This is a genomic window from Nocardia exalbida NBRC 100660 (genome assembly GCF_000308575.1).
Lineage (GTDB): Bacteria > Actinomycetota > Actinomycetes > Mycobacteriales > Mycobacteriaceae > Nocardia > Nocardia exalbida.
The window spans coordinates 25160-38183 of sequence record NZ_BAFZ01000027.1 but is presented as its reverse complement, the minus strand read 5'-3'; the positions used below and the strand labels follow the sequence as shown (position 1 = coordinate 38183).

14 protein-coding genes are annotated in these 13024 nt (G+C 66.8%); all 14 read right to left on the bottom strand.

What is annotated here, in order from left to right:
* Positions 1-301: 301 nt before the first annotated feature.
* Positions 302-1561: a UDP-N-acetylglucosamine 1-carboxyvinyltransferase gene (gene murA, locus ON29_RS06135; RefSeq protein WP_040865172.1), complete on the bottom strand. Its 1260-nt coding sequence runs from the start codon at positions 1559-1561 to the stop codon at positions 302-304.
* 216 nt (positions 1562-1777) lie between these two features.
* Positions 1778-2359: a cob(I)yrinic acid a,c-diamide adenosyltransferase gene (locus tag ON29_RS06130; protein ID WP_040865171.1), complete on the bottom strand. Its 582-nt coding sequence runs from the start codon at positions 2357-2359 to the stop codon at positions 1778-1780.
* Between the two features lie 50 nt (positions 2360-2409).
* Positions 2410-2832 (bottom strand): DUF2550 domain-containing protein, encoded by a 423-nt coding sequence (locus ON29_RS06125; protein WP_040865170.1) that lies wholly within the window; start codon positions 2830-2832, stop codon positions 2410-2412.
* Between the two features lie 259 nt (positions 2833-3091).
* A complete protein-coding gene (locus ON29_RS06120) occupies positions 3092-3469 on the bottom strand; it encodes a F0F1 ATP synthase subunit epsilon (RefSeq protein ID WP_040865169.1) in 378 nt (125 codons plus the stop codon).
* A gap of 6 nt (positions 3470-3475) precedes the next feature.
* Positions 3476-4924, bottom strand: coding sequence for a F0F1 ATP synthase subunit beta (gene atpD / locus ON29_RS06115; protein ID WP_040865168.1), 1449 nt, complete (start codon positions 4922-4924; stop codon positions 3476-3478).
* A gap of 79 nt (positions 4925-5003) precedes the next feature.
* The gene (locus ON29_RS06110; RefSeq protein WP_040865167.1) at positions 5004-5975 is read right to left on the bottom strand and encodes a F0F1 ATP synthase subunit gamma; all 972 of its coding nucleotides are present in this window, start codon (positions 5973-5975) and stop codon (positions 5004-5006) included.
* 132 nt (positions 5976-6107) lie between these two features.
* Positions 6108-7745, bottom strand: a complete 1638-nt coding sequence (gene atpA / locus ON29_RS06105) for a F0F1 ATP synthase subunit alpha (RefSeq protein ID WP_040865166.1) — start codon at positions 7743-7745, stop codon at positions 6108-6110.
* A gap of 54 nt (positions 7746-7799) precedes the next feature.
* Entirely contained in the window at positions 7800-8609 is an 810-nt protein-coding gene (locus ON29_RS06100) for a F0F1 ATP synthase subunit delta (protein WP_040865165.1), read from the bottom strand.
* Between the two features lie 19 nt (positions 8610-8628).
* Positions 8629-9189, bottom strand: a complete 561-nt coding sequence (locus tag ON29_RS06095) for a F0F1 ATP synthase subunit B (RefSeq protein ID WP_040865164.1) — start codon at positions 9187-9189, stop codon at positions 8629-8631.
* Positions 9190-9194: 5 nt separating this feature from the next.
* Positions 9195-9443, bottom strand: a complete 249-nt coding sequence (locus tag ON29_RS06090; RefSeq protein WP_039796339.1) for an ATP synthase F0 subunit C — start codon at positions 9441-9443, stop codon at positions 9195-9197.
* Between the two features lie 78 nt (positions 9444-9521).
* Positions 9522-10349, bottom strand: a complete 828-nt coding sequence (gene atpB, locus ON29_RS06085) for a F0F1 ATP synthase subunit A (protein WP_085994832.1) — start codon at positions 10347-10349, stop codon at positions 9522-9524.
* A gap of 291 nt (positions 10350-10640) precedes the next feature.
* A complete protein-coding gene (locus ON29_RS06080) occupies positions 10641-11096 on the bottom strand; it encodes a Cg1360 family ATP-synthase-associated protein (RefSeq protein ID WP_040865163.1) in 456 nt (151 codons plus the stop codon).
* A gap of 11 nt (positions 11097-11107) precedes the next feature.
* Positions 11108-12265: a glycosyltransferase family 4 protein gene (locus ON29_RS06075; protein ID WP_040865162.1), complete on the bottom strand. Its 1158-nt coding sequence runs from the start codon at positions 12263-12265 to the stop codon at positions 11108-11110.
* Positions 12262-12933 carry an L-threonylcarbamoyladenylate synthase gene (locus ON29_RS06070; RefSeq protein ID WP_040865177.1) on the bottom strand — a complete coding sequence of 224 codons (672 nt, stop codon included), beginning with the start codon at positions 12931-12933 and terminating at the stop codon, positions 12262-12264. Before ON29_RS06070 ends, ON29_RS06075 begins: the two co-directional genes overlap by 4 nt.
* Positions 12934-13024 lie beyond the last annotated feature (91 nt).

The following is a 13024-nucleotide window of genomic DNA, read 5'->3' as shown; positions in this document are numbered from 1 at the left end:
CACTCCGAACATTTTCGGAACTTCAGTGAGGCAACTTTTCAAGCTTAGCTCAGTGGTGAACCCAGTTGCAAACTGGGGTCACGGTCAAGCCATGTGAGCGTCAGGCGCTCCTCGTCCTACCTCGTTTCCCTGGCCTCCGGCTCAGCGTTTCCGCTCAGCTCCTGGGCCCCGGGTCGGTGTCCGTGTCGCTCTGACTTGGAATAAGTTACGTGTCTGCGTGCACGATGTCAAATCCCCTGGTCATCCGGCGTTTTCCGGGAAACGATCGATAACTCGCGCCCATCGGGATGGGCGCGAGCGCTCAATCCGCGGCGCCGACCCGCGTGACATCGCCGCCCAGCTCCTGCAGCTGCTCGACGAAATTCGGGTACCCGCGATCGATATGGAAGACGTCGTGCACTTCGGTGGTGCCGTCGGCGACCAAGCCCGCGAGGACCAGACCCGCGCCGGCCCGGATGTCCGAGGACCACACCGGAGCACTCGACAGCCGAGGAATCCCGCGCACCACCGCGTGGTGCCCATCGGTGCGCGCGTCGGCGCCGAGCCGGATCATCTCTTCCACGAACCGGAAGCGCGCCTCGAAGATGTTCTCGGTGATCATCGAGGTTCCGTCGGCGATGGACGCCAGCCCGATGGCCATCGGCTGCAAGTCGGTCGGGAAACCGGGGAACGGCAGGGTCGAGAAGTTCACCGCGCGCGGCCGCTCGGCCTGGACCACCCGGAAGCCGTCCTGCTCGAATGAGATGCGCGCCCCCGCGGACCGCAGCTTGTCGAGCACCAGCGACAGATGCTTGGGGTTCACGCCCGTGACGCGGATGTCGCCGAGGGTCATCGCGGCGGCGATGCCCCACGTGGCGGCCACGATGCGGTCACCGATGACGCGGTGGGTGGTCGGCGCGAGACGCTCGACGCCCTGGATGGTGAGCACCGAGGTGCCCGCGCCGCTGATCCGCGCCCCCATCCGGACGAGCATGTTGCACAGGTCGACGATGTCCGGTTCGCGCGCGGCGTTGTCGATCACCGTCTCGCCCTCGGCCAGCACCGCCGCCATCAGGATGTTCTCGGTCGCGCCGACCGAGGGGAAGTCGAGCCGGATCCGGGCGCCTTGCAGCTCGTCGGCCTTGGCCACCACGCAACCGTGCTCGATCTCGCTGGTCGCGCCGAGCAGGCGCAGGCCGGCCTGATGCATGTCGAGCGGGCGGGAGCCGATGGCGTCACCGCCGGGCAGTGCGACGACGGCGCGCTTGCACCGCGCCATCAGCGGACCCAGCACACACACCGACGCGCGGAACTGCGTCACCGCGGGGAAGTCCGCGTGGTACTTCGGTTCGGCGGGCGTGGTGATGGACACCGTGCCGCCGTCGATGGCCACGTCGCAGCCGAGGCCGCGCAGCACATCGCCCATCAGCGGCACATCGAGGATGTCCGGGCAGTTCGTGATCGTGGTGGTGCCCTCGGCGAGCAGCGCAGCGGCCATCAGTTTGAGGACGCTGTTCTTGGCGCCCCCCACCGTGACCTCACCGACGAGTCGATTTCCGCCGGTAACCAAAAACCGTTCCATGCCGCCTCTCCGCGTATTCGGCGCACTGTTGGTGCAAGGATAGTTGGGGCGGCGCACTACGGTGCCGCCTCTCCACGACTCCCCTCGCCTCCGGACGTTTTCGCCGTTGGAGCGAGTGCCGCGAGATGGGCGCGTTCTGTGGTCGACGGGGTGGTCCCGACGCCTTGCCGGCAATACCCCGTGATCGCCCGGGTACTCGCCTGCGGTCCTACGCGATCAGGCGCTCGACGGTTCCCCGCCGGGCTTCCACAGGATATCGCCGCCGGGATTGGCCACCCGGCTCAGGATGAACAGCAGGTCCGAGAGGCGATTGAGGTACTTGGCCGGCAGCACCTCGGTGTCCTCCGGATGCGCCTCGATCGCCGCCCACGCCGAGCGCTCCGCTCGGCGCGCGACCGTCCGGGCGGTGTGCAACAGGGCAGCCAGCGGCGTACCGCCGGGCAGGATGAACGAATCGAGCGCGGGCAGCGCGGTGTTGAACTCGTCGCACCATGCTTCGAGCCGATCGATGTAGGGCTGCGTGACCCGCAGCGGCGGGTACTTCGGCTCCGCCACGACGGGTGTGGAGAGGTCCGCGCCTGCGTCGAACAAATCGTTCTGTATCTGCCGCAGTACCGCGAGCATCGTCTCGTCGGGCCCACCGAGGGCGATCGCCACGCCGATGGCGGCGTTCGTCTCATCGCAGTCGGCGTAGGCCACCAAGCGTGGGTCGGTCTTCGCGACCCGGGAGAAGTCGCTCAATCCCGTGGTCCCGTCATCGCCGGTCCGGGTGTAGATCCGGGTCAAATGCACGCTCACAGCACAACCCTAGCGGGCGCGGCCGGACCGGGTCCGCCGAGAGCCGTTGGCTACAGACCCGGCATCCGCCGCGTGCGGTCGGACGGGCGGGATTCCACCCAGGACAGGAAGGCGGTCAGGGAATCGCGATCCAAGGCGAGTTCGAAGTCGCCCGAGCGGTCCGACACCGCGATCACGGCGATGTCCTCGGTCATGATGTCGTACTCGTCGCCGCGCGGACCCCGGCGATCACCGATCTCGATGCCCTGCCGCCGAATGGCGGAGTCCGGGCCGAGCTTGAGGCTGGTGAGTTTGAAGAAGACCAGACGGTCCTCGTCGTAGCGGATCAATCCGTGGCGCCATCCTTGACCGCCGCGAGCGGGCAGGACACGCAGGATTGCGGCTGTTCCGCCACGCCGCAACATGATGAGGCGGTAAGTCGAGGCAAGCGCGAGGAACACGAGCGTGAGCACCAGAATGATCAGGAGAACCATCCCGGTTTGCAATGCTGTTCGTCCCTTCGCTACGCCGCCGTGTGGTCCACACGGCATTCGATTGGCGGGTGTTCGCAGGCCCTTCGTGGTTACGTGGACTGCCGCTCGGGGAGCCTGATGTTCACACCGCGTGCGGTCATTCAACCACGACACCGAGTTTACAAATGGCCCGGCCGTGTCCGACTCGCCTGAAAGACGCTGTCGGCGGTGAAGGGACTCTTCACCGCCGACAGCAGTCGTGCTCGAAAACAGGTTGTAACTACGCGTTCGCCGTCTGTTCGACCGCGCGCACCCGGGCCTGAGCCGCCTTCTGCTGCTCTTCGCTGGCGTCGGAGTCGGCCAGCACCCGGCGGGCCTCCTCGACGTCCACCTCGTCGGCGAATTCCGCCGACTCGGCCAGCACCCGAACCGAGTTCGCGGTCACCGAGAAGAAGCCGCCGTGCACCGCGGCGACGACCCGCTGACCGTCGGTGTCCACGATCGTCACGATGCCGCCCTCGACCAGCTGGCCGAGCAACGGTTCGTGGCCGGCCATGATGCCGATCTGGCCCTCGGTGGTCTGCGCGCTGACGAACGACGCCTGGCCGGACCAGAGCAATCGTTCGACCGCGACGAGATCGACTGACATTTCCGCCATCGGTGACTACTTTCCGAGGATCTTCTTGGCGGCCTTCTCGACATCGTCGAGACCACCGCAGCTGTTGAAGGCCTGCTCGGGGTAGCTGTCGAACTCACCCTTGCAGACGCGGTCGAAGTCGTCGATGGTCTGCTCCAGCGGCACGACCGAACCCGGCTGACCGGTGAACTTCTCGGCCACGATGAAGTTCTGGCCGAGGAACTTCTCCAGACGACGGGCGCGGCCGACGAGGACCTTGTCCTCCTCGGACAGCTCGTCCATACCGAGGATGGCGATGATGTCCTGCAGTTCCTTGTACTTCTGCAGGATCCGCTTCACCTCGTTGGCAACCCGGAAGTGCCGGTCGCCGACGATCGAGGCCTCCAGGATGCGGGAGGTCGAGGTCAGCGGGTCGACGGCCGGGTAGATACCCTTCTGCGAGATCGGGCGGGAGAGCTCGGTCGTCGCGTCGAGGTGGGCGAAGGTGGTCGCCGGAGCCGGGTCGGTGTAGTCGTCGGCGGGCACGTAGATGGCCTGCAGCGAGGTGATGGACCGGCCACGGGTCGAGGTGATGCGCTCCTGCAGCTCACCCATCTCGTCGGCCAGCGTCGGCTGGTAACCGACGGCGGAGGGCATGCGGCCGAGCAGGGTCGACACCTCGGAACCGGCCTGGGTGAACCGGAAGATGTTGTCGATGAACAGCAGCACGTCCTGGTGCTGCACGTCGCGGAAGTACTCGGCCATGGTCAGCGCCGAGAGGGCGACGCGCATACGGGTGCCCGGCGGCTCGTCCATCTGACCGAAGACGAGGGCGGTGTCCTGGAGGACGCCCATCTCCTCCATCTCCAGGTGCAGGTCGGTGCCCTCACGGGTGCGCTCGCCGACACCGGCGAACACGGAGGTGCCGGAGAACTCCCGCGCGATACGGGTGATCATCTCCTGGATCAGAACGGTCTTGCCGACGCCGGCGCCACCGAACAGACCGATCTTGCCACCCTTCACGTACGGGGTGAGCAGGTCGATGACCTTGATGCCCGTCTCGAGCAGCTCGGTCTTGCCCTCGAGCTGGTCGAACGACGGCGGCTTGCGGTGGATGCCCCACTGCTCGCCGTCGCGGCCGAGGCCGGGGGTGTCCAGGCAGTCGCCCAGCGCGTTGAAGACGTGGCCCTTGACCACGTCGCCGACGGGCACCGAGATCGGCTTGCCGGTGTCGGTGACGGTGGCGCCGCGGACCAGGCCGTCGGTCGGCTGCATCGAGATGGTGCGCACGATGCTGTCGCCGAGGTGCTGGGCGACCTCGAGGGTCAGGGTCTTGGCCACCGAGGTCAGGGTGATCTCGGCGTGCAGAGCGTTGAACAGCTCGGGAATGGCTCCGCGCGGGAACTCGACGTCCACGACGGGGCCGATGACCCGGACGACGCGACCTGCGGCGCCGCCGGTCCGGCTCGTGTTGTCTTGGGTGACAGCTGCGGTCATTGGTGTTGGTTCTCTCCGTGTCGATGTGCGGCCTTCGGGGGCCTTACTACGTGCCCGTCGCTCAGGCCGCGTGTGGCGCTCAGTCGCGGTCCGAGCTCGACGCCAGCGCGTTGACGCCGCCGACGATTTCGCTGATTTCCTGCGTGATCTGGGCCTGACGCACCGAGTTGGCCTCGCGTTGGAGCACGCTCGCGAGTTCGTTGGCGTTGTCGGTGGCGGCCTTCATTGCGGTGCGCCGAGCCGCTGACTCGGATGCCGCTGCCTCGAGCAACGACGCGTAGATACGCGTGTTGACGTACTTCGGCAGCAGCGCCGCCAGCAGCACATCGGCGTCGGGCTCGAATTCGTACTGCGCGTGCACCTCCGCCGTCGGCGAATCCGACACGATGTCCTCACCCAGGTCGAAGTTCTCGTCGACGTAGCTCACCTGGATCGGCGCCAGCCGGCGCACCTCAGGGCTCTGCGTCAGCATCGAGACGAAGCGGGTGTACACGACGTGCAGCTCATCGACGCCGGCGATGTCACCCGTCCCGTTCGGAGCGGGCACCGCTCCGTCGGAGCCGGCCATGAAGGCGTCGACCAGGTGGCGGCAAGCCGACGAAGCATCGGAATACTTCGGCTGCTGCGAGAACCCGGTCCACGCCGACACGTACGAGCGGTTGCGGAAGGCGTAGTAGGTCAGGCCCTTGTTGCCCATCACGTAGAGCACCGGCTCTTTGCCCTCGTCACGCAGGGTGGTCATCAGCTCTTCGGCGCGCTTGAGCACGTTCGAGTTGTAGCCACCGCACATGCCGCTGTCACTGGTGATCACCAGCACGGCCGCCCGGCGCGGGTTGGCGCGCTCGGTCAGCAGCGGATGCGAGAGATTCTTCGACGCGCTCGCCAGCTCGCTGAGGACCTTGGTGATCTCCTCCGCGTACGGCTTCGCGGCCGCGACCCTGGCCTGAGCCTTGGAGATTCGCGAGGTCGCGATCAGCTCTTGGGCCTTGGTGATCTTCTTGATCGAATTCACACCACGAATGCGGGAGCGCAATTCACGCAAGCTTGCCATCAGCGGTTCACACTCCCTTCATTCGCTGCGTGGGATTGACGGCATACGCCGAGCACGAGGAGGTCGCGCACGCTTCCTCCTCCGTGCCCGTCGCGTATGCCGCGGATCGAATAGCGCATTTGCCGGCTCGCGTTACTTCTCGACGTGCTTGCGGGTCACCGACAGCGACTCGACCTCTTCGTGGTCGAGCTGGCCCGCATCGGCCTCGTTCACCACGGGAGTGCCGTCGGAGGTGAGGAAGGTTCCCAGGAACTTCTTGGTGGCCGCCTCGACCTGCTCGGCCGCCTCGCCGTCGAGCACCTTGCCGCCCTCGATGGCCTTGAACGCGTCGGCGGCGCTGCGGTGCAGCTCCTCCAGCAACTCGGCGCTGAAGCGGCGGATGTCACCGACCGGAATCGAGTCGTAGTAGCCGCGGTCGACCAGGTAGATCGAGATGATCTGGTCCTCGACCGGCACCGGCGAGTACTGGTCCTGCTTGAGCAGCTCGACCCAGCGGGCGCCGCGCTCGAGCTGCGCCAGCGAGGCCGCATCGAGGTCGGAGGCGAACGCGGAGAACGCCTCCAGCTCGCGGTACTGCGCGAGTTCCAGACGCAGCGAGCCCGCCACCTTCTTCATGCCCTTGGTCTGGGCAGCGCCACCGACGCGGGACACCGAGGTACCGACGTTGATCGCCGGGCGGACGCCCTTGTTGAACAGGTCGGACTCGAGGAACACCTGGCCGTCGGTGATCGAGATGACGTTGGTGGGGATGAACGCCGAGATGTCGTTGGCCTTGGTCTCGATGATCGGCAGACCGGTCATCGAGCCCGCGCCCAGCTCGTCGGACAGCTTCGCGCAACGCTCCAGCAGCCGGGAGTGCAGGTAGAAGACGTCACCCGGGTAGGCCTCGCGGCCCGGCGGGCGACGCAGCAGCAGCGAGATGGCGCGGTAGGCCTCGGCCTGCTTGGTCAGGTCGTCGAACACGATGAGCACGTGCTTGCCCTGGTACATCCAGTGCTGGCCGATGGCCGAACCGGTGTAGGGGGCCAGCCACTTGAAGCCGGCGGAGTCGGAGGCCGGGGCGGCGACGATGGTGGTGTACTCCAGCGCGCCGTGCTGCTCCAGCGCGGCCTTCACGCCCGCGATGGTGGAGCCCTTCTGGCCGATGGCGACGTAGATGCAGCGCACCTGCTTGGTCGGGTCGCCGGTCTCCCAGTTTGCCTTCTGGTTCAGGATCGCGTCGATGCAGACCGCGGTCTTGCCGGTCTTGCGGTCGCCGATGATCAGCTGACGCTGGCCGCGGCCGATGGCGGTCAGCGCGTCGATCGCGGTGATGCCGGTGGCCAGCGGCTCCTCGACCGGCTGGCGCTCCAGCACGGTCGCGGCCTGCAGCTCGAGCACGCGCTGTTCCTCGGACTCGATGTCGCCGAGGCCGTCGATCGGCTGGCCCAGCGGGTTCACCACGCGGCCGAGGAACTTGTCGCCGACCGGGACCGAGAGCACGTCACCGGTCCGGCGGACCTCCTGGCCCTCCTCGATCTCGGCGAACTCGCCGAGGATGACCGCACCGATCTCACGGTCCTCGAGGTTCAGCGCGACGCCGAGCACACCGCCCGGGAACTCGAGCAGCTCGTTGGCCATTGCCGAGGGCAGGCCGCTGACGTGCGCGATGCCGTCGCTGGTGTCGGTGACCACACCGACTTCTTCGATGGAGGTCTCGGGGGTGTAGCTCTGGGTGTAGCTCTCGATCGCGCTACGGATCTCGTCGGAGGAGATCGTCAGCTCCGCCATGTTCTTCCTGCTCTCGCTGTCTGGGTCTGGAATGTCGGGGGTGGTGGAAGCGCGCTAGGTCAGGGCCCTGCGCATCTTCTCCAGTCGGCCGATGGCGCTGCCGTCGATCACGTCGTCACCGACGCGCACCACGACTCCGCTCAGCAAACTCGGGTCGACCTGGATGTGCACCGTGGTCGCCTTGCCGTAGATGCGCCGCAGCGAGGCGGCCAGCCGGTCGCGCTGCTGCTCGCTGAGCCCGATCGCGGCGCGCACGTGCGCGACGATCTGATCGCGGCGCCCCGCCGCGAGGTCGGACAGCTCGTCGAAGGCGGCGCTGATGCCCGACCGCTGCCTGGTCACCACCTGCTCCGCCAGGGTCAGGGTGATGGGCTCCGTCTTGCCGGCGAGCAGCCGTTGGATCAGCTCGCGCTTGGCCGAAGCCGGCTGCGACCGATCCGACAGCGCTTGGTCCAACTCGGGGTTGTCGCTGATGATCCGGCCGAGCCGGAACAGCTCGTCCTCGACCGCTTCGATCCGGCCCCGCTGGGCCGCCGACTCCAGCAACGCCTCCTGGCCGAGCAGCACCAAGGTGTCCACCAGATCAGAAGTGCGCGACCAGTTCTCGGCCACCGCGGTGGTCAGCACTGCCAGCGTGGCAGCGCTGACCTTGCCGCCGAAGACCCGCTCGCAGAGTTCCGCACGCGCGGAACCCGGCACCGACACGTCCGCGAGCGCCACACGCAGCGAACGCTGGTCGTCCAGCACGGCGACAACGGCGAACAGTTCCGACCCCGTCGTGGCCGCGGCACTGTCGCTTCCGGTCAGAGCGGCCCGAAGCGCCTCCCGAGACCGGGCACTGGCCTCGCGGCTCGCTGCGTACATGCTTCTCACTTTCGCGTCGTTACCTTCCGACCCCGATGCCTGCGTCCGTCTGGTCGAGCTCGTCGAGGAAACGGTCGATCGAGGCCGCTTGCTTGGCCTCGTCCGAAACCGACTGCCCGATGATCTTCTCGGCCAGGTCGACGGCCGTGCGGCCGACTTCGTGGCGCAGTTCGGTCAGGATCTGCTGGCGCTGGGCTTCCAGCTGGGTGTGGCCCGCCGCGATGATGCGGTCGGCCTCGGCCTGGGCCTCCGAGCGCATCTGGGCCAGGATCTCCTGGCCCTGGGTACGCGCGTCCTCACGGATGCGCGCGGCCTCGAGCCGGGCGTCGGCCAGCTGCTGCTGGTACTGCTGCAGGGTGAGCTGAGCTTCTTCCTGCGCGGCTTCCGCGCGAGCGATGCCGCCTTCGATCTTCTCGGAACGCTCGTCGAGCGTCTTCATCAGGCGCGGGGTCACGTACTTGTAGAACAGGAACCCGATGATGATGACGCAGACGATCGACCAGACGATGTCGTACGTTTCGGGGAGGAGAGGATTCACTTCCTCTCCCTCCGCCGCCGCGAGCAAAACTGACTCGTACATCGGAATCAGAAAATGAAGCCGGCGACGAGACCGATGAGGGCCAGGGCTTCGGTGAACGCGATACCGAGGAACATGTTGGTACGGATGGTGCCCTGCAGCTCGGGCTGCCGGGCGATGCCCTCGATCGCCTTACCGACGACGATGCCCACGCCGATGCCGGGGCCGATCGCGGCGAGACCGTAGCCGACGGCGCCCAGGCCCTTGAAGGTGCTCTCGTTCGTGGCGGCTTCCTGGGCCAGGTAAGCGAGGCTCATGAGTCTTCCATTCCCTTTCTGTTGCTCACCCGCCGGTCGGCGTGGTGTAGCAGGTTTCCGGTAGTTGTGTCGGTCAGGTCAGTGGTCGGCCGCATGCTGTGCGAGTGAGATGTATACGGCGGTCAGCAGCGCAAACACATAGGCCTGCAGGAAGATGACCAACAGCTCGAAGAGGGTGAATCCGAGTCCCGCGAGCAGCGAGAACGGCGAGAACACCTTCATCCACGAGGTGGCGTCGAACAGGAAGAACCAGGTCGCGCTGAAGAACAGGACCAGCATGATGTGGCCGGCCAGCATGTTCGCCATGAGTCGGACGGTCAGCGTGAACGGACGCAGGATGAAGGTCGAGACGAACTCGATCGGAATCAGCAGCACGTGCAGTGCGACGGGAACGTTCGGAACGACGATGCTGCTGCGCATGTAGTTGAGGAATCCGTACTTCTTGATACCGACGTAGTTGAACGTCAGGTACGCGATGACGGCCAGCACCAGCGGCATGCCGATTCGGGCATTCGACGAGATGTTCAACCCCGGCACGACACCCGAGAAGTTCAGAAAGAGGACCGTGAAGAAGATCGTCGCGATCAGGGGCAAGAACTTCCGTCCCGACTCCTTGCCGAGGACCTCGTCACAGATCTGCTCCTTGACGAAGACCAGGCCGATTTCGGCCACATTCTGCAGGCCGCGCGGAACGATCCGGGGCGAGCGGAATGCCAGCACCATCACGACGACGAGAACGGCCGTCATCAGAATGCGGATCAGCATCAATCGATCGAGTTCGAACGGCGTTCCCTCGAACAGCACAGCTGGAGGGAAGAAGTCGGTAAGCGACGGCGCGTGGAACTCGGCCGCCAGAGTGGTGACGCTCAGCGTTCTCTCCCGTGTTCGGGCCGCGGGTACGGTCATTCCCGCGGTTCGATCGGACATTGACGATCAATTTGGGTCGACTCAGGTCGGCTCGAAGTTCGTCAGCAGCTGGGCGGTGGTTTGATTTCCACCAGGCGTCTGTACGTGTGTCGGCGACATTCGTCGACATGCAGAACCGGAACACCCCTCGGAGCCCGGCACGGCAGTAAGCATAGCGGCCCATGCAGGGGATCTCGGTGGTGACCCCTCGCAGATCCCCGACTTGGTCGCTTGCTTACCAACACTTTACCAAGTCATCTACGACAGCGTGTAGGGGGTGGGGTGTTTTCGTTACTCCCGGGTACCGGACGCGGTGTCCGGGTCGGTCGTCGTCACGTACGGAACCTTCTGCCGGACAACGCCGTACGTCTCCGCGCCGAGCACGATGACCAGGGCTCCGACCACCGTGAGGAACAGCACGACGCGATCGTAGAAGTGGAACCGCTGGAGGATCGCGACGACGATCAGCGCCACCAGGACCTTGCCCGCCCAGCTGACCAGCATGATCAGGCCTGCGGTGCTCGGCGGCAGCTTCGCGCCGAACAGCACGACGGCCGCGGTGGTGAGGATGAAGCCGCCACCGATCGCGGCGCCGAGCACGGCGCCCCACACTCCGGAGCCACCCGCGACGGCGGCGCCCAGCGCGACGGCCAGGACGACCAGCACGCCCAAGCCGATCAGTCCGTAGCGCAGCGCGGATCGCAGCGGCGCGTCGGGGCCTGGCACGGGTCGGGGTGTGAAGCTCACAACCGCCGACTTTACCCGGACGCCGATCCGTCACCCGCCGGGTCCCCACGCCGCAGCCCCGGAATGGCGGTGATCACCAAGGCGAATACCAGCCCGCCCGCCATCAGCAACACCACCAGCGTGCGGTCCATCAGCGAGGTGCCGACCGCACCGAAGGCGAGCACGCCGACCCACAAATAGATCAACAGAACCACGCGGCGGTGCGAATGGCCGATCTGCAGCAAGCGATGATGCAAGTGCATTTTGTCCGGCGTCGAGAAACTCACGCCCGCGCGGACCCGGCGCACAATGGCGAGCAACAGGTCGAGCACCGGAATGAACATCACCGCGCCGACCAGCAACAGCGGGGAAAGCAGACCGACGATGTCGCGCGGGCCGTACCCCTGCAACGGGATTCGCCCCGACGCGCCGGTCGACACCGCGGCCAGCATCAATCCGATCAGCATCGAGCCGGAGTCGCCCATGAATATGCGCGCGGGCTGGAAATTGTGCGGCAGGAATCCGAGGCATCCACCCGCGAGCGCGGCGGCCAGCAATGCCGGCGGGTAGGTGTCCACCGAGCCGCCCTGCTCGTTCATCAGTCCCAGGCAGAACACGAAGACGGCCAGCGCCGCGATCAGACCCAGACCGGCCGCGAGGCCGTCCAGGCCGTCGACGAAATTCATGGCGTTGACCAGGGTGACGGTGACCGCCACCGTGACCAGCCCGCCCTGCAAGCCGTCCAGTACCACCGTGGTGTTGCTGAACGGGTTGTAGATGACGTACCAGCCCAATCCCATGACGGCCATCACACCCGCCGCCGTCACCTGGCCGGCGAACTTCGTCAGCGCGTCCAGCCCCCAGCGATCGTCGACGATGCCGACCAGCACGATGACCGTGGCGGCCACCAGCACGGCGATCGGGATGTCGGGTTTGTAGTCGAAGCCGCTGCGCAGCGCGGGCAGCTGGTGGGCGAACAGCACCGCGGCGACCACACCGATGTACATGCCGACCCCGCCCATCCGCGGAATCGGCTTGACGTGCACGTCCCGGTCCCTCGGCACGGCGACCGCGCCGAAGCCGATCGCCAGCACCCGCACCCCACCGGTGGCCAGGAACGTCACCACCGCGGAGATGAGCAGCACGACGAGCAGCTCCCGAAGCGGGACGACGGCACTCGAACCCATCATCCGCGCTGCTGTGCGGCGCCGCTGAGCGCTTCCGGCGACATGCCGAGCACCTCGGCGATGTCGGCGACCGGCACCGCGCCCACGCGCAGGATGCGCGGCTGATCGGCGGTCAGATCGACGATGGTGGAGGCCACGGCGTGCTCGGCAGGGCCGCCGTCGAGGTAGACGCCGACCAGGTCACCGAGCTGGTCACGGGCTTCGGGCGCGGTCTTCGCCGGGGGCTGCCCGGACACATTGGCACTCGACACCGCCAGCGGGCCGACCTCACGCAACAGCTCCAGCGCGACCGGGTGCAGCGGCATCCGCAGCATCACCGTCCCACGGGTGTCACCGAGATCCCAGGCGAGCGAAGGCGCCTGCTGCACAACGAGACTCAGGCCGCCGGGCCAGAACGCCCGGATCAGCTCGCGCGCCTGCGGGCGCACCGAGAAGACCAGGCCGTCGATGGTGTGCCAGGAACCGACGAGCACCGGCACGGGCATGTCCCTGCCGCGACGCTTGGCCGCCAGCAGCGAACTCACCGCGGTGGCATCGAACGCGTCGGCAGCCAGCCCGTACAGGGTGTCGGTGGGCAGCACGACCAACCGTCCGGATTTCAGGGCGCTGGTGGCTGCGGACAGTCCGGCGGCGCGCGAGTCGGGATCCGCGCAGTCGTAGACGGTACTCACGGCACCCATCCTGGCATGCTGGGCCGCCGGCCCGCCTCCCCGGGTCTTCAGGCCGTACCAGCTGCGGGCGGGTAGTAGGTGCGCCGAAGGA